Consider the following 15,736-nt stretch of genomic DNA (forward strand, 5'->3'; position numbering starts at 1 on the left):
CCCTCTCCGCCCGGGAGGGCCACGCCCCATGACGTCGCCGGCAGCACCGGACCGTACCGCCGGCGACGGGATCAGATCCGGCCGTCCGCCACGGCGGCCGCGAACCACCCGGTCAGGGTGGTGGGGTGGGTGATCGCCGTGCCGACGACCACCGCGTACGCCCCGCGCTCCAGGGCGCGTGCCGCCTGGGCGGGGGAGTGGATCCGGCCTTCGGCGACGACCGGCACGTCCAGCGTCCCGGCGAGCCGCTCCACCAGGTCGAGGTCCGGCCCGGCTGCCGTGCGGTCGTACGTGGCCGGGGTGTAGCCGGAGAGCGTGGTGCCCACCAGGTCGGCGCCGAGCGCGACGGCCCGTACCCCTTCCTCGTACGTGGACACGTCGGCCATCACCAGGCCGCCCGCCGCCCGCACCGCGTCGATCGACTCGACCAGCGGCCGGCCGTCCGGCCGGGGCCGGTCGGTGGCGTCCAGGGCGACGACGTCCGCCCCGGCCTCCAGCACGGCGAGGGCGTGACGGGCCGTCGGGGTGATGTACACGCCCTCCGACCCGTCCTTCCACAGCCCGATCAGCGGCAGGCCGAGGGCGCCGCGAATGGCCCGGACGTCGTCCAGGCCCTGGGCGCGGATGCCGCCCGCGCCGCCGTCGCGGGCGGCCAGCGCCACCCGGCGCATGGTGTCGGGGTCGCGCATCGGCTCGCCCGGATAGGCCTGACAGGACACGATCAGCGCACCGCGCAGGCGCTCGACGACTCCGAGGGCGGGACTCTCGCTCATCGCAGGACCTCCAGCGCGAGGCGGGCCGCGCCGAGGACGGCCGCGTCGCCGCCGAGCGAACCCGGCCGCAGCTCCACGCCCTTCAGCGGAGGCAGGAGTTCGGCCGTGAACGCTTCCCGCAGCGGCTCCCACCACTCGGGGCCGCAGTTGCCGACGCCGCCGCCGACGAGGACCAGTTCGGGATCGGTCATGTTGACGATCCCGCCCAAGGCCTCGCCGAGCGCCCTCGCGCCCCAGGCCAGGACCCGGAGGGCCGCTTCCTCGCCCCCGGCGGCCCGAGCGGAGACCTCGGCCAGCGAGGAGGCCGGATCCGGTGCCGACCGTGTGTACGCCGCCAGCAGCGCGGGACCGCTGCCGACCGCCTCCGCGTGGCCGGTGCCGCCGCAGGTGCAGGGGACCCCGGCGGCGGAGGGCACGGGCACGTGACCCGCGTGCCCGGCCACGTACCGGGCGCCGTGGTGCACCCGGCCGTCCCTCAGGAGTGAGGCTCCGATGCCGGTGCCGACCGCGACCAGCAGGACGTGGCGGTGCCCGGCGGCCGCCCCGAGCCACGCCTCTCCGAGCGCGTGGGCATGGACGTCGTTGTCGACGGCGACGGGGACGCCGAGGGCCTGTTCCAGGTCCCGACGCAGTTCGGTTCCGGCCCAGCCGGGCAGGGCGGCGGTGGCCGAGACGATCCGGCCGGCGGCCGGGTCGACGACGCCGGCGCTGCCGACGCCGACGGCCGCCACCGGTTCGCCCAGTTCCCGGACGGCCCGGACCGCCGCGGCGACCACGGCTGCCGGGCCGTCTGCGGCCGGGGTCGGCAGTGTGCGGCGGGCGAGGACGGTGCCGTTCGCGTCGACGAGGCCGGCGGCGGTCTTGGTGCCGCCGATGTCGATTCCGGCGACGAGGGTCATCGCAGGCCCGCCCGCTCCAGGATCTCCGCGATGCGCGCGGTCTCGTCCGCGTCGAGCGGGCGCATCGGGGGGCTGACGACGTTGGTGTCGATGATTCCGCGTACCTTGAGGGCGGTCTTGAAGGCGCCGAGGCCACCAGCGGTCGCGGAGGCGGTGCCGGGCTTGGCGACGGTGACGATCTCGAAGAGCCTGGCGATGCGGTCCTGTTCGGCCTTGGCCGCGGCCCAGTCGCCGGCGGCGGCCAGCGCGTCCAGGCGGGCGTAGCCGTGCGGGTCGACGTTGCCGAGGCCCGGGACGGCGCCGTCGGCTCCGCCGAGGAGCATGGCGTCGACGACGACCTCGTGGCCGGTGAGCACGGAGAACTCCGGGAGTTCCCGGGCGCCCAGGCAGAGGTAGCGCAGGCCGACGTCGTCGCCGCTGGAGTCCTTGACGCCGACCAGGACGCCGTCGGCGGCGAGCCGCAGTACGAGGTCCGTCGAGAGCTTGCTGTGGACGCAGACCGGCACGTCGTAGGCGAGGAGGGGGAGGTCGACGGCGTCGGCGATGAGCCGGAAGTGCCGGTCGATCTCGGTCTCGTGGGTGCGGGTGTAGAAGGGGGCGGTGGCGACGACGGCGTCGGCACCGCTCTTGAGGGCGGCCAGGCCGCGCTCGATCGCGCGGTTGGTGGTCTGCTCGATGGTGCCGGCGACGACGGGCACCTGGCCGGCGGTGGTGCGGACGATCGTGTCGACGACGAGGTCCTTCTGGGCGTCGGTGAGGTAGGCGGTCTCACCGGAGCTGCCGAGGGCGAAGAGGCCGGTCACCCCGCCTTCGAGGAGGAAGCCGACGAGCCGCTCCAAAGAGGCGGTGTCGATCTCGCCGTCGGCGGTCAGGGGGGTGACCACGGGCGGGATGACTCCGGTGAAGCGGGGGGTGCGGGTGTTCACGACGTGCTCCTGGCGATGTGTGCGTGGGATGCGGAACGGGAGGGGGAGGGAACGGGGGCGCCGTCCGTCAGCGGGTGGACGCAGTGCCAGCGGTGGCCGTCCGCGTCGCCGTCGGCCGCAGGGAAGGCGGTCGCGCAGGCGTCGTCCGCCTTCCGGCACCGGGTGCGGAACGGGCAGCCGCTGGGCGGGTTGACGGCGGAGGGCACCGGGCCGGTCAGGATGATCCGTTCGGTGTGCTCCAGCAGACTCGGGGTCGCGGAGAACAGCGCCTCGGTGTACGGGTGCGTGGGCGCCGCCGACACGGCGCGGGCCGGGCCCTCCTCGACGATCCGCCCCAGGTACAGGACGGCGAGCCGGTCGGAGAGGTGACGGACGGTCTGGATGTCGTGGGAGATGAACACCATGCCCAGGCCGAGCCGGGCCCGTAGGTCCACGAGCAGGTTGAGGACCTGCGCGCGGACGGACACGTCGAGGGCCGAGGTGGGTTCGTCGGCGACGATGACGTCCGGTTCCAGGGCGAGCGCGCGGGCGATGGCGACGCGCTGGCGCTGGCCGCCGGAGAGCCGGCCGGGCAGGGCGCGCAGGGTGTGGCCGGGCAGGCCGACGAGATCGAGGAGTTCCTCGACGCGCTCCTCGCGCTGCCGCTCGGTGCCGCGCCGGTGGACGTCGAGCGGGTCGCGGAGGATGCGGCCCACGGACATGCGCGGGTTGAGCGCGGTGGAGGGGTCCTGGAAGACGACGCCGACCGCGGCGCCGAACTCCTTGCGGCGGCGTGCGGCGGGCATCCGCCAGAGGTCCTCGCCGCGGAAGTGCACGGTGCCCTCGGTGGGTTCCTGGAGGCCGGTGAGGACGCGGGCAAGCGTGGACTTGCCGCAGCCGGACTCGCCGACGAGGCCGAGGATCTCGCCCTTCTTCACCTCCAGCGAGGCGTCGGTGAGGGCGTGGACGGAGTCGCGGCGGAAGACGCCGCCGCGGGCCTTGTGCCGGACGTGGACGTTCTCCAGGCGGATCATCGGACCTCCTCCTTCTGAAGCTCGGCGCTCGCCGCCGGGTGATGGCAGGCGAACTCGTGGGCCCGGCCGGCGGGCGCGGTCAGCTCCGGTGGCGTCGTCCGGCACAGCTCCGTGGCCGCCTCGCAGCGCGAGGCGAACCGGCAGCCGGCACCGAACCCCTTCGGGGCCGGGACCACGCCGTGGATCTGGTGGAGCCGCGCCGCGCCGGCCTCCAGCGAGACGACCGAGCCGAGCAGACCGCGGCTGTAGTGGTGCGTGGGGGCCTGGAGGACGGAGCGGGTGCTGCCGACCTCGGCCAGCTGGCCGGCGTACATGACCGCGACCCGGTGGGAGAGGTCACCGACGAGCGCGAGGTCGTGCGAGACCAGGACCATCGCGAAGCCGAGTTCGTCGCGGAGCCGGACGAGGAGTTCCACCACCTGGGCCTGGACGGTGACGTCCAGGGCCGTGGTCGGCTCGTCGGCGATGAGCAGTCTGGGGCTGCGGGAGAGGGCCATGGCGATGAGGACGCGCTGGCGCTGGCCGCCGGACAGCTCGTGCGGGTAGCTGCGCAGGGTGCGCTTCGGGTCCAGGCCGACGAGTTCGAGGAGTTCGGCCGGGGTCCGGGTGCCGCCGCGTGAGGTGAGCTGGCCCAGCTGCTTGCCCACGAGGATCGAGGGGTTGAGGGACGACATGGCGTCCTGGTAGACCATCGCGATCTCGGGGCCGGCCAGCGCCTGGCGTTCCTTGCGGTCCATCGACAGCAGGTCCCGGCCGCGGTACTCGACGGTGCCGGACACTTCGGCGTTGCGGGCGAGCAGGCCCATGATCGCGAGGCTGGTGATGGACTTGCCGCAGCCGGACTCGCCGACCAGGCCGAGGGTCTCGCCCTCGCGGACGGTGAAGGAGATGCCGTCGACGACGTTCACCTCGCCGTACCGGTCCGGGAAGCGGATCGCGAGGTCCTTGACGACCAGCAGTTCGGCCGCGTCGTCGGGGACCGGCCGGGCGGAGGGCGGGGTGGTCCGGACGACCTCGGCGAGCTTGGCGAGGGCCGCGTCGATCTCCCCGCGCGAGCGGGGATCCGCCTCGGGGGCCGACTCCCGCTTCGCGGGGGCGTCCTCCGCGCGGGCCGACTTCGGCGCGGCCGACGCGTCGGTGAGCCCCTCGGAGAGGATGTTCAGGGCGAGGACGGTGATCAGCAGCACCACGCCGGGGAAGAAGGTGGCCCACCACCCGCCGGAGAGCAGGATCTGCCGCCCGTACGCGAGGACGTTGCCCCAGCTGGGGTCGGGGTCCTGCACGCCGGCGCTGATGAAGGAGAGGCTCGCCTCGAAGGTGATGGCCTCGGCGACGAGGACCGTCGCGAAGACCATGACGGGGGCCGCGCAGTTGACGGCGACGTGACGCAGCACGATGTGGCCGCGGCGGGCACCGATGACCTTCTCGGCGGCCACGTAGTCCTCGCCGTACTGGGCGAGGACGTTGGCGCGGACGACACGGGCCAGCGAGGGCACGTAGACGAAGGCGATGGTGCCGATGATCACCGGGACGCTGGGGCCGAAGACGGCGACCAGGACGGCGGCGAGCGCGATCGGCGGGAAGGACATGATCACGTCGAGGGTGCGCATGACGGACTCGTCGCCGAGCTTGCGCGACGTGGCGGCGAGCGCGCCGAGGAGCGCGCCGCCGACGACCGCGAGGGCGGTGGCGCCGAGGCCGATGACGAGCGAGTAGCGGGCGCCGTACACGACCCGGGAGAAGACGTCGCGGCCCACGCGGTCGGTGCCGAACCAGTGCTCGGCGCCGGGCGCCCGGACCGGGGCGCCGGTGGCCAGCGGGTCGGAGGCGATGAGCGGCGCGAAGACGGCGGCGGCGGTGACGAGCAGCAGGATGCCGAGGGCGGTGCGCGAGGCGAGGGGCAGGGTCCGCAAGCGGATGCCGGGGCGGGAGAGCCTCTGGGCGAGGCGACCGGTGAACATGCGTCACACCGTCCTGATACGGGGGTTGACCAGCAGGTACAGGAGGTCGACGACGACGTTGACGACCAGGAACACGAGGGCGATGGTGAGGACGGTTCCCTGGACGAGGGCGGTGTCGCCGCCGGTGACGCCTTCGAGGATGAGCTTGCCCATGCCGGGCAGGTCGAAGATCGTCTCGATGACCACGGCGCCGCTCAGCAGGTAGCCGACCTTGATGCCCAGCACGGTCAGCGGAGTGACCAGCGCGTTCCGCAGCACGCCGCGGATCACCAGGACCCGGGGGAGGCCGTTGCCCGTGGCGGTGCGGACGTAGTCCCGGTCGAGTTCGGCGACCATCGACGTCCGGATGAGCCGGGCGAGCGACGCGGCGACGGGGATCGCCAGGGAGATCGCGGGCAGGGCCATGGCCCGCAGCCAACCGGTGAAGGACTCGGCCGGGTTGACGTAGCCGCCGGTCGGGAAGGCGGGGGTGTTGAGCGCGAACTGCTGGATGAGGACGACGCCGAGCCAGAAGGAGGGGATCGCGATGCCGGCCATGGACAGGATCCGGGTGACCTGGTCGGGCCAGCGGTCGCGCTGCACGGCGCCGGTCACGCCCATGGCGACGGCGAGGACGATCGCGAGGACGAGGCCGAGGGCGGTGAGCTGCACGGTGACGGGCAGGGCGATCGCGATGCGGTCGGCGACGGGCTGACCGGGCGGCAGGGTGACGCCGAGATCGCCCCGGAGCAGCTGCCCGAGGAAGTCCACGTACCGGACGGGCAGCGGATCGTCGAGCCCGTGCTCCTCGGCGAAGGCGGCGCGGGCCTCGGGGGTGGCACCCTCACCGAGCGCGTTGAACGCGGGGTCGGCGGGGGAGAACTGCAGCACCACGAAGACCAGCAAGGTGATGCCAAGGATCATCACCGGCATGATCGCGATGCGGCGCAGCGCGAGCCGGAGGAAGACAACCATCGTTTGGTTCCTAGCGGTTGGAGGGGCCCCGGGCCGGTCCGTGGTCAGGTACGGGCCGGCCCGGGACCGGTCAGGAACGGCCGACGTTCAGGAACGACATGCCAGTGGTGGGCAGCGGGCTGAAGCCGGGCAGCGCCTTGTCGTTCCAGGCGGTGGGCAGCTTGCGGTGCAGGATCGGGTAGATCGGGACCTCGTCCGAGACGACGTCCATGGCCTGGTTCCACAGCTTCGTGCGCTCGGCGGCGTCGGAGCTGCGGGCCGCCTGGTCGAGGAGCGCGCGGACCTGCTTGTCGGGGGCCGTGCCGTTCCAGCGGTAGCGCTTGGTGGGCCAGGTGCCGTCGTAGAACCAGCGCAGCAGCAGGTCGACGTCGTTGCCGAAGACGGACGGGTCGCCGGGGGCGACGAGCACCTGGAAAGCGCCTTGGTCGACCTTGCCGTACTGGGCGGAGGACTGGCCGATGTCGAGCGTCGTCTTCACCCCGACCGCGTCGAGGCTCTCCTTGATCAGCGGGGCGATGTCCTTGACCCAGCCGGTGTCGGTGGTGAGCAGCTCGATCGAGAGGTTGTTCACGCCCGCCTCGGCGAGCAGCTTCTTCGCCTTCGCGGGGTCGTATCCGTAGACCGTGGACGCCTTGTGGAAGTCGGGGTGCGTCGTCTGCAGGTAGCCCTGGGCGGCGGTGCCGTTGCCCATCATCGCGGTTTCGATGATCTTGGGGGTGTTGATCGCGTAGTGCAGGGCCTGGCGGACGCGCTTGTCGTCGAAGGGCTTCTGCTGCGTGTTGAACATCATGAAGAGCTGGCCGAAGGACTGCACGGAGTCGACGGTGGCCTTCTGGGACAGGCGCTTGGCGTCGATGTAGGGGACGTCCTCGATGGCCTGGACGCGGCCGGACTCCAGGGCGCTGACCCGGGCGGCCGGGTCGGACATGAGGCGCCAGGTCATGTTCTCGACCTTGGCCTTGTTGCGGCCGTTGTACTTTTCGTACGCCTTGAAGACGATCTTGTCTTCCTTCGTGGCGGAGACCAGACGGTACGGCCCCGAGCCCACCGGCTTGGCGTCGAAGCCCTTGGGGTCGGCGAGCACCAGCTTCTTGGGCACGATCTTGGCGACGGTGACCCGGGACGGGAACAGGTCGAAGGCGTACTTGAGCTTGAACTCGACGGTGGAGGCGTCGACGGCCTTCACCGAGTCGAGGAAGGGCAGGAACTGCGCCATCAGCGAGGCGTTCTTCGGGTCGAGTATGCGCTCGAAACTGAACACCACGTCCTCGGCGGTCACCGGGGAGCCGTCGTGGAAGGTGGCCCCCGAGCGCAGGGTCGCCCGGTAGGTGGTGGCGTCGATCTTCGTGGGCAGCGCGGTGGCCAGCGCGGGGCGGGCGGCCAGGGTCGCCGGGTCGAGCTCGGCGAGGCCCTCGAAGATGTGCGTGTTCGCGGCGACGGGGGTGGCGCCGGACGCCGTCATGGGGTCGAAGCCGGTGGAGAGCGCGTACGAGATGCCGGCCTCGATCGAGCTCGTGTTGCCCCCGTCGGCGGAACCCGTGGAGGCGGGACCGCCGCACGCTGCGAGGGTGCCGGTGAGCACGACCGAGGTGCCGACGGCGCCGGTGTAACGCAGGAAGCTGCGGCGGCGGAGTCTTGCGGGTGTCCGCTGCGACATGTGGGTCCTCCTAGGGGCAACGTTCACTCGGGAAGAGCCTGGAGTTCGGACGTCTGATGTCCGACGGCTGATAGCGTGTGAACCTAGCTGGACGAGGGAGAGGGGTCAATAGGTGACCAGTCCTGAGATTTCGGGTGCGCGCCCAGGGCGCGCGTCACTCCGCAAGACCGTCGCGGAGGAGATCAAGCGCTACATGCTTGACAACCGCATGCGCCCCGGGGACCCCCTGCCCACCGAGGCGGAGCTCTGCATCGCGCTGGGCGCGAGCCGCTCCAGCGTCCGCGAGGCGGTCAAGACCCTGGCCGCGCTCGACATCGTGGAGGTGCGGCACGGTCACGGCACCTACGTGGGCCGGCTCAGCCTCTCGGCGCTCGTCGAGTCCATGACCTTCCGCGGCATGCTCAGTCCGGACGACGACTTCCAGGTCTACGCCGACCTCGTCGACGTACGGGAGCTCTTCGAGCGCGGCAACGCCGAACGCATCATCGGGGCGTTGGGCCCGCGGCATCTCGACACCCTCGAAGGCCTGGTCGCCGAGATGGAGCGGCAGGGCTCGGGCGACGGGGACGGTTTCGTCGCCTCCGACCGCGCCTTCCACGCCCTCCTGGTGGAACCGCTGGGCAACGAGCTGATCAGCCAGCTGACGCTCGCCTTCTGGGACGTCTACTCGATCGTCTCGCCCCATCTGAACCTGATGACCATCGAGGACGAGAAGGTGACGGTGGACGTCCACCGCCGCATCGTCGAGGCCGCGCGGGCCGGAGACCCGACCGCGTTCGTCGCCGCCGTCGCCGACCACTACGCCCCCGTGCGCCGCCGGCTGGCCACCGCCCGCGCCAGGACCGCCGGTCGGACGTGACGGAGGCGGTGGAGGTGGCCACGCGGTTCCGTCCGGGTGGCCACCCCCTCCGATAGGACGGCCTCGCTTGACCGTTTCGCGCAGGGGTCCCTACAGTCACCGGACATCAGACGTCACATGTCCTTTCGTGACACCCCTCAGGAGGCGCCGTGCCGCTCACCGACCTGACGCTGGACGACTGTCTGGCGTACCGGCCCGAAGCACCCGTTCCGGACGACTTCGACGACTTCTGGTCCCGCACCCTCGCCCTGGGTGCCGTCGGTACGCCGGAACTCCGTCCCGTCGACAACGGCCTGACGCTGATCGACACCTACGACGTCACCGTCCCCGGCTTCGACGGGCAGCCGGTACGCGGCTGGCTGCGGGTCCCGGCCGGCGCGACCGGCCCGCTGGGCTGCGTCGTCGAGTTCCTCGGATACGGGCGTGGTCGTGGCCTCCCGCACGAGAACCTCCTCTACCCGGCCGCCGGCTACGCCCACCTGCTCATGGACACCCGCGGCCAGGGCTGGTCCGCCGCCCCGGGCGACACCGCCGACCCCGCGCCCGGCCCGAGCGGCCCGGTCCCCGGCTTCCTCACCCGCGGGATCGAGCGTCCGGAGGACCACTACTACCGGCGCCTGTTCACGGACGCCGCCCGCTGGACCGAGGCCGCCCGCGTCCTGCCGATGGTCGACCCGGACCGGATCGTCGTCACCGGCTTCAGCCAGGGCGGCGGCATCACCCTCGCCGTAGCCGGCCTCGTCCCCGGCCTCGCCGGAGTCATGCCGGACGTGCCCTTCCTCTGTCACATCCGGCGGGGCGCCGAGATCGCCCCCGAACCGCCCTACACCGAGATAGCCCAGTACCTCGCCCTCCACCGCGACCGCGTCGACCGGGTCTTCACGACCCTGTCGTACTTCGACGGCATGCACTTCGCGGCCCGGGCGGACGCACCGGCGCTCTTCTCCATCGCGCTCATGGACCCGATCTGCCCGCCCTCCACCTGCTTCGCCGCCTATCACCGGTACGCCGGCGACAAGTCGGTGGAGGTCTACCCGTTCAACGGGCACGAGGGTGGCGGGCGCGCCCACGAGCGGCTCCAGCTCGCCTTCGTCCGCGACCGCATCGGCTGATCACGCAGACGCGCCCGGACAACGCACGCCCCTCTTCCTCGCAGCCGCGGGCGACACGAATCTCAGGTCGCGGTCGTGACGGCGGCGGCGTGGTCGGTGTCGCCGTGCCAGGTGGGCCAGCCGAGCAGGCGGGGCCGTTCGGTGACCCAGGCGTGGGTGTCGGTGCCGATCTCGGCGTCGATGAGATCCTCCAGCAGGGCCCGGTAGCGTTCGACCAGATCGCGGTTGGCGGGGTCGGCGGCCAGGTTCCGCATCTCGGCGGGGTCCTGCTCGCGGTCGTAGAGGACGACGTCGTTCTCCGCCAGCAGCGCTTGCGCGGTGGACGGACGGTTCGGGTTCAGCGGCGAGAAGTAGCGGCCGAAGGTGTAGCGCTGGTCGGAGTAGCCGCGCAGGAAGCCGCGCTTGTTCCAATCGGGGCGCAGGTCGCCGGAGGCGATGCGCTTGGGTGCGTCGGGGTCGGCGAACTCGAACCAGAACGAGGCGTCCAGCGTCGTGATCGATTCCACCGCGTTGAGGACGCCTTCGCGCACCGGGTGCCCGTGGAGCACGGGCATCAGTGAACGGCCCTTCAGGGCCGGGTGGCGGGTGGCCGTCCGCGCGGGGTCGAGCCCGGCGACCTCGAGCAGGGTGGGCGCGATGTCGACGGAGGACGCCAGCGCCTCGGTGCGGGCTCCGCCGGCCACGTCGGGGTGCGCGATCATGAACGGGACGTGGAAGTTCTCGTCGTAGACGAGATTGCCCTTCTGGCGCAGGCCGTGGGAGCCCGCCATCTCACCGTGGTCCGAGGTGAAGACGACGACCGTGCGGTCCGCCTGGCCGGAGGCCTCCAGCGCGTCCAGGACGAACTCGACGCTGCGGTCCACGTCACGGATGGCGTTGAGGTAGAAGTTCAGGCCGTCGTACCAGTGCTGGTCGTCGGCGACCGGTCCGAAGACCGTGTCCATCATCTTGGCGTACTCCGACACGGCCGGCGCCGCACCGGAGAGGTCGTCGCGCAGACTCGTGGGGAGGTCGAACTCCCAACGGCGCTGATACACGGGGATGTTCGCCGCCGCCCGGGCCACCACGGCGTGGGCGAGCCCGAAGGGAAGCTGCACCTGCGAACGGCCGCCGTAGTCGAAGCTCATGATGTCGTGCGGGTTCACGAAGTTGACGGCCATGAACCACGGCTGGTCCCGACGAACGACCGGCGCCCTGTTGCGCAGCCACCGCACGGCCTGGCCCGCGATCACCGGGTCGAGTTTCAGGCCCGCCCAGGCGCCGCCGTCGATGTCGCCCCAGTCGTTGAACTCGCTGAACCCGTAGGGTTCCAGCGCGTCCGTCGTGGGTCCGGGGTTCTCCGCGGTGACATAGCAGTTCGACAGGTGCCACTTGCCCTGGTAGGTCGTGTAGTAGCCGGCCGACCGCAGCATCGTGCCGAGCGTCCCCAGCTCGGGGTCGAGCGGGCGGATGTACGGCATGTTGTCGTTGTCGTAGATCTCGGTGAGCGGCAGGTGCTGCCCCGTGTAGATCACCGACCGCGCGGAACTGCACTGCGCCGACGCCGTGTAGTACCGCTCGAAGGTGGTTCCCCGGGCCGCGATCCGCTCCCGGGCCGGCAGGGAGAACCCCGGCGGCCGTGGCAGGGAGAAGCGCTCCTCGTCGGTGACGATCAGCAGGATGTTGGGGCGCTCGGTCATGTCCTGCCCTTCGTTCGCCGCGCGTCGACGGGTGGATCGGGCAGGTCGGAGACCGCCTCGCGCGGACCGGTACGGATGCCTGCGAACATAGAGCGGAAGGCCGGCCGCAGCCGCTGAAGACGCGGCCGACCGCGGCCGTACGAGTGACCGCAGACGGTCGAGTTCTACCGAGCGCTGATCAGGTCCTGGGGGCCACTGGCGTCAGCGCAAGTCCTTCCCCGGGTCCATGACCCAGTGGTCGGTCTTGAGGACTCGTCCTGCGAAGGCCGTCTCGACCTGGGCGAGCAGGCGGAACCCGACGGAACGGCAGATGCCGTTCGAAGCCGCGTTGCTCGTCGCCGGAAAGGCATGCACCAGGCCCCAGCGGTTCTGGTCCCGGGCCTGTTCCAGAAGGGTGCGGACGGCGCGTTTGCCGAGGCCCAGTCCTTGGAATTCGGGCAGAACCATCCAGCCGATCTCGGACATCGGCCCGTCGCCGGTGTCGTGGGACCAGAGAGCCACCGTCCCTGCCACCACGTCCGGGCTGCTCGCATCGGGAACGATCACCTTGAGCCACGCAAGGTCGTCTGCTGCCTGCTGGGCATCCCGACGGACCTTGTCCGCCATGCCCTCACGCGGGAGGGGCCCACCCAGGTCGGCCATCATGACGGGATCGCACCGCATCCGTACATAGGCATCGACGTCGTCCGGCAAGACGTTGCGCAGCCGCACCTGCTCCTCCTCGGTTCCTTCGGGGATGCTCCCACAGTCCGAGATGGTGATCACCGACGGCGGTTGCCGCAGCTGATGGAACTCGTGGAGTGGAGTGTACTGGTGGTACACCCCACTAGTGCGTACTATCAATACATGCCTCCTCTTCCGCGATTCGATCGCCTTCCCGCTGAACGTCAGGAGGCGATCCTGACCGTGGCGCGCCGCCACTTCGCCGACCACGGCACGGAGACCGCCTCGTACAACAAGATCATCGAGGCCGCGGGATTCTCGAAGACCGCCGCGTACCACTACTTCGACGGTCGGGAGGACCTGCTTGCGGCCGTGCTGGACGGCGTGCTCGGGCGGCTGCTCGGGGCCCTCGGACCGTGGATCCCGGCACGCGACGAGCCGGAGTTCTGGTCCCGGCTCGACGCGGGTGCCGGCGCGCTCGCGGCCCATCTGCGAGATCATCCCGATGATCTGGCCCTCGCCGACGCGGCCATCGGGCAGGTGCGTGAAGGGGATGGGCCGTGGCTGGCGTGGTTCGACGCACTGGTTTCGAACGGGCAGGCGCTGGGAGTGATCCGCACTGACGTGGACCACGGGCTCCTGGTGACGGTGACCGCGGCGGTCGTCAGGGCCGCTGATGCCTGGGCTCTCGCCCGTATGAAGGCGTCGAAGGTGTCGACAGTGTCGACGGTGTCGAAGGCGTCGGCGGTGTCCGCAGGACCGGTGGAGGGCGATGAGGGCGCGCAGCTGTGGGGTCTGCTGCGCGGTCTGTGGAGCGAGACCGTGCCGTTCTTCGGCGAGGGGAAAACCGATGCGCACCGACCTTGAGATCGACTGGGACATACCTGAGACCCCGCCTGGGCTCGCGGGCCGCGTGCAACGGTTCATGGGGCCGGGGAAGTCGCGTTCCGAGTCGGCGGTGGAGACCGCGGGCCTCGTCGTATGCGGCGTGCTCCTGGCGGCAGGAGTGTGGTCCTCGGACGTGTGGCACGGGTGGGCAGGCGCGCAGTTCGCGGTGCTGGCACTGGTGGGGCTGGATCTCATCGGGGGAGTGCTCACCAACGCGACCAACGCGGCGAAACGCTGGTACCACCGCCCGGCCCCGGAGGCGAGGCGCGCACGGTTGCTGTTCGTCTCCGCGCATCTGCTCCACCTCGTGGCCATGGGGCTGGTCGTGCTCTCGGGCGACTGGCGCTGGACGCTGGGCAACGGCGCACTCCTGCTCGCTGGGGCGGCCGTCGTGGAGTTCATGCCACTGCACCTCAAGCGACCCGTCGCGATGTGCGTCCTGATGGTCGCCATCCTGGTCAATCTGTTCTGGCTTGAGGTGCCCGCCGCCCTCGCCTGGTTCGCACCGCTGTTCTTCCTGAAGCTACTCGTGTGCCACCTCGTCCCCGAGGCGCCGCTGGAGCGGAGGCACCGTGACTGAGACCACGCGGCCCTGGAAGATCCTTGCGAATCCGGAGCCCGCCGCCTGCGCCCGCACGCTGGCGGCAGCCTTCTTCCGAGAGCCGGCCATCTCGTGGATCTGCGGAGACTCGCAGACCGTCCGGACGTTCTGGTTCGACGCGACCCTGCGCGCCCACGCCACACTTCCCGGCTCTCTGAGGTACGCACTCACAACCACTGACGGGCAGCCGGTCGCCTCAGCGATCCTCACGCCCCCGGGCGCGACACCCACCGCGGCGACGCGTGCTGCCTGGGCGGCGCGGACGCTCCTCCGGTGCGGGCCCCGCGCCCTGGGTAGGACGTTGCGCTATCTACGTCACGCCGAAGCCGCCACCCCTGCCGGCACGTGGACTCTGGAGTTCATCGGGGTACGGCCCGACATCGCGGGCCGCGGCGCCGGACGGTTCCTCCTGGACCACGTGCTCGCGACCACACCAGCCCCAGCGGGCTTCTTCCTGACGACGGCCGACCCCGCGAACGTGCCTCTCTATCGCCGCTTCGGCTTCGCCGACCTGCGGCGGACGCCGGTGGGGCCGCTCGACGTCACAGCGATGGCGAAACCGGGTACTGGCCGACCGTGAACCGGGACCGAGTCCCCGTGCCGCGACTGCACCGCTTCGGCGACTCCCGAAGTGTCGGCGATGTGATCCACGTCCGAATCGTCGGCGGGCCGCGTGATGCGGTCGAGGCCCACGTCGTAGCAGAGTCGTAGCATACGAAGCGGTGTGCCGCCTCGACGGCGCGCACGGCGGGCGGCAGGCCCACACAGCCCTGACCGGCGACAACGATCCGGGTGCAGCTCCCACCCGATTGCGATGTTTGAATGGACCGTCGTTCCTGACCTGGCAAGGAGAAGCGCTGTGCCCCTGGTATCTGTAGTGATGCCCGTGTACAACTCGGCAGCCACCCTCGGCGCAGCCGTCCGATCGGTGCTCACGCAGACCCACAGCGACCTGGAGCTGCTGGTCACCGACGACCGGTCGTCGGATGGCTCCATGGATCTGCTCCGCGAGTTCGCCGAGCAGGACGAGCGCGTCCTGCCGGAGTCGGCACCCGAACAGGGGGGTGCGGGCAAGGCCCGCAACCTCGCGATCCAGCGGGCCCGCGGCGACTACATCGCCTTTCTCGACAGTGACGACATGTGGCTCCCGGAGAAGACCGAGAAGCAGCTCGCCTTCGCTGCGCAGGGCACTGCCCCTTTGACGTTCACCTCGTACTTCAAGATGGACGCCGACCACGACGGCGACAGCCTCGACTGGGTCCCGAACCAGCGGGTCGTCCGTGCGCGCGAGCACGTGGACTACCGCGCGATGCTGGTACGGGACCACATCGGTGCTCTCACCGCCATGTACGACCGCAACGTCCTGGGCACGAGGCTGATGCCGGAGATGCGCAAGCGCCAGGACTACGCCCTGTGGCTGTCGATCATGCGGGACGGCGCTGACGCCCGCGGCCTGGCCGAGCCGCTCGCGGTGTACAGGGCCCATCAGGCGGGATCCCTGTCCTCCAACAAGATGTCGCTCGTGCAGTACAACTGGGCCCTGTACCGCGACCACGAGCATCTGTCGGTCCCACGGGCGACGCGGGCGCTGGCCGGCGCTGCGTGGCAGTCGCTGCGCAACTCGCGCATCTAGATCCGTTTCACGTTCCCGGACGGGTTCAGGCGTTGCTCCGGGCTCCGGCCGGTCCTCGACGAACGCGCTGCTCGACGGAAATCGAGCATCTCGCGGCGCGGTGGTCGAGGTCGGCCGG

General features: G+C 71.2%; 15 protein-coding genes. 6 read left to right on the forward strand and 9 right to left on the reverse strand.

Translation table 11 applies throughout. The features are described 5' to 3' along the window. Positions 1–71: 71 nt before the first annotated feature. The 7 genes from ACFCY7_RS03675 to ACFCY7_RS03705 form a co-directional block, all read right to left on the reverse strand. Positions 72–773 (reverse strand): N-acetylmannosamine-6-phosphate 2-epimerase, encoded by a 702-nt coding sequence (locus tag ACFCY7_RS03675; protein ID WP_376480988.1) that lies wholly within the window; start codon positions 771–773, stop codon positions 72–74. Then, a complete protein-coding gene (locus ACFCY7_RS03680) occupies positions 770–1,672 on the reverse strand; it encodes an ROK family protein (protein WP_376480990.1) in 903 nt (300 codons plus the stop codon). Before ACFCY7_RS03680 ends, ACFCY7_RS03675 begins: the two co-directional genes overlap by 4 nt. Then, complete coding sequence (locus ACFCY7_RS03685; protein WP_376480992.1) at positions 1,669–2,598, reverse strand: dihydrodipicolinate synthase family protein; 930 nt, start codon at positions 2,596–2,598, stop codon at positions 1,669–1,671. Before ACFCY7_RS03685 ends, ACFCY7_RS03680 begins: the two co-directional genes overlap by 4 nt. Further along, entirely contained in the window at positions 2,595–3,611 is a 1,017-nt protein-coding gene (locus ACFCY7_RS03690) for an oligopeptide/dipeptide ABC transporter ATP-binding protein (protein WP_376480994.1), read from the reverse strand. Before ACFCY7_RS03690 ends, ACFCY7_RS03685 begins: the two co-directional genes overlap by 4 nt. Beyond that, the gene (locus ACFCY7_RS03695) at positions 3,608–5,572 is read right to left on the reverse strand and encodes a dipeptide/oligopeptide/nickel ABC transporter permease/ATP-binding protein (RefSeq protein WP_376480996.1); all 1,965 of its coding nucleotides are present in this window, start codon (positions 5,570–5,572) and stop codon (positions 3,608–3,610) included. The genes ACFCY7_RS03690 and ACFCY7_RS03695 overlap by 4 nt, the downstream gene beginning before the upstream one ends. Before the next feature lie 3 nt (positions 5,573–5,575). Beyond that, positions 5,576–6,526 carry an ABC transporter permease gene (locus ACFCY7_RS03700; protein ID WP_376480998.1) on the reverse strand — a complete coding sequence of 317 codons (951 nt, stop codon included), beginning with the start codon at positions 6,524–6,526 and terminating at the stop codon, positions 5,576–5,578. A 70-nt stretch (positions 6,527–6,596) separates the two neighbouring features. Next, the gene (locus ACFCY7_RS03705) at positions 6,597–8,183 is read right to left on the reverse strand and encodes an ABC transporter substrate-binding protein (protein ID WP_376481000.1); all 1,587 of its coding nucleotides are present in this window, start codon (positions 8,181–8,183) and stop codon (positions 6,597–6,599) included. Positions 8,184–8,310: 127 nt separating this feature from the next. Between ACFCY7_RS03705 and ACFCY7_RS03710 the strand changes: the two genes are divergently transcribed. Together ACFCY7_RS03710 and ACFCY7_RS03715 are read left to right on the forward strand one after the other, a co-directional pair. Further along, a complete protein-coding gene (locus tag ACFCY7_RS03710) occupies positions 8,311–9,042 on the forward strand; it encodes a FadR/GntR family transcriptional regulator (RefSeq protein ID WP_376481112.1) in 732 nt (243 codons plus the stop codon). Between the two features lie 149 nt (positions 9,043–9,191). Beyond that, on the forward strand, positions 9,192–10,154 hold the full coding sequence (locus tag ACFCY7_RS03715; protein ID WP_376481002.1) for an acetylxylan esterase: 963 nt from the start codon (positions 9,192–9,194) through the stop codon (positions 10,152–10,154). Between the two features lie 62 nt (positions 10,155–10,216). Here the strand turns inward: ACFCY7_RS03715 and ACFCY7_RS03720 are convergent, their stop codons facing one another. Further along, a complete protein-coding gene (locus tag ACFCY7_RS03720; RefSeq protein ID WP_376481003.1) occupies positions 10,217–11,833 on the reverse strand; it encodes a sulfatase-like hydrolase/transferase in 1,617 nt (538 codons plus the stop codon). A 201-nt stretch (positions 11,834–12,034) separates the two neighbouring features. Then, positions 12,035–12,544, reverse strand: coding sequence for a GNAT family N-acetyltransferase (locus ACFCY7_RS03725; RefSeq protein ID WP_376481114.1), 510 nt, complete (start codon positions 12,542–12,544; stop codon positions 12,035–12,037). Positions 12,545–12,679: 135 nt separating this feature from the next. Between ACFCY7_RS03725 and ACFCY7_RS03730 the strand changes: the two genes are divergently transcribed. From ACFCY7_RS03730 to ACFCY7_RS03745, 4 genes are all read left to right on the forward strand, one after another. After that, entirely contained in the window at positions 12,680–13,363 is a 684-nt protein-coding gene (locus ACFCY7_RS03730; protein WP_376481005.1) for a TetR/AcrR family transcriptional regulator, read from the forward strand. After that, positions 13,347–13,964: a hypothetical protein gene (locus ACFCY7_RS03735; protein WP_376481007.1), complete on the forward strand. Its 618-nt coding sequence runs from the start codon at positions 13,347–13,349 to the stop codon at positions 13,962–13,964. The genes ACFCY7_RS03730 and ACFCY7_RS03735 overlap by 17 nt, the downstream gene beginning before the upstream one ends. Next, positions 13,957–14,565, forward strand: a complete 609-nt coding sequence (locus ACFCY7_RS03740; protein ID WP_376481008.1) for a GNAT family N-acetyltransferase — start codon at positions 13,957–13,959, stop codon at positions 14,563–14,565. Before ACFCY7_RS03735 ends, ACFCY7_RS03740 begins: the two co-directional genes overlap by 8 nt. Before the next feature lie 279 nt (positions 14,566–14,844). Then, a complete protein-coding gene (locus ACFCY7_RS03745) occupies positions 14,845–15,618 on the forward strand; it encodes a glycosyltransferase family 2 protein (protein ID WP_376481009.1) in 774 nt (257 codons plus the stop codon). Positions 15,619–15,736 lie beyond the last annotated feature (118 nt).

The sequence above is a fragment of the Streptomyces sp. NPDC056361 genome (assembly GCF_042262805.1).
In the GTDB taxonomy this organism is placed as follows: domain Bacteria; phylum Actinomycetota; class Actinomycetes; order Streptomycetales; family Streptomycetaceae; genus Streptomyces.

What these genes read in the sequence shown, in the direction of transcription:
- ACFCY7_RS03675 (WP_376480988.1), bottom strand. Translation starts at nt 773, where the DNA reads ATGAGCGAGAGTCCCGCCCTCGGAGTCGTCGAGCGCCTGCGCGGTGCG.
- ACFCY7_RS03680 (WP_376480990.1), bottom strand. Translation starts at nt 1,672, where the DNA reads ATGACCCTCGTCGCCGGAATCGACATCGGCGGCACCAAGACCGCCGCC.
- ACFCY7_RS03690 (WP_376480994.1), bottom strand. Translation starts at nt 3,611, where the DNA reads ATGATCCGCCTGGAGAACGTCCACGTCCGGCACAAGGCCCGCGGCGGC.
- ACFCY7_RS03695 (WP_376480996.1), bottom strand. Translation starts at nt 5,572, where the DNA reads ATGTTCACCGGTCGCCTCGCCCAGAGGCTCTCCCGCCCCGGCATCCGC.
- ACFCY7_RS03700 (WP_376480998.1), bottom strand. Translation starts at nt 6,526, where the DNA reads ATGGTTGTCTTCCTCCGGCTCGCGCTGCGCCGCATCGCGATCATGCCG.
- ACFCY7_RS03705 (WP_376481000.1), bottom strand. Translation starts at nt 8,183, where the DNA reads ATGTCGCAGCGGACACCCGCAAGACTCCGCCGCCGCAGCTTCCTGCGT.
- ACFCY7_RS03720 (WP_376481003.1), bottom strand. Translation starts at nt 11,833, where the DNA reads ATGACCGAGCGCCCCAACATCCTGCTGATCGTCACCGACGAGGAGCGC.
- ACFCY7_RS03730 (WP_376481005.1), top strand. Translation starts at nt 12,680, where the DNA reads ATGCCTCCTCTTCCGCGATTCGATCGCCTTCCCGCTGAACGTCAGGAG.
- ACFCY7_RS03735 (WP_376481007.1), top strand. Translation starts at nt 13,347, where the DNA reads ATGCGCACCGACCTTGAGATCGACTGGGACATACCTGAGACCCCGCCT.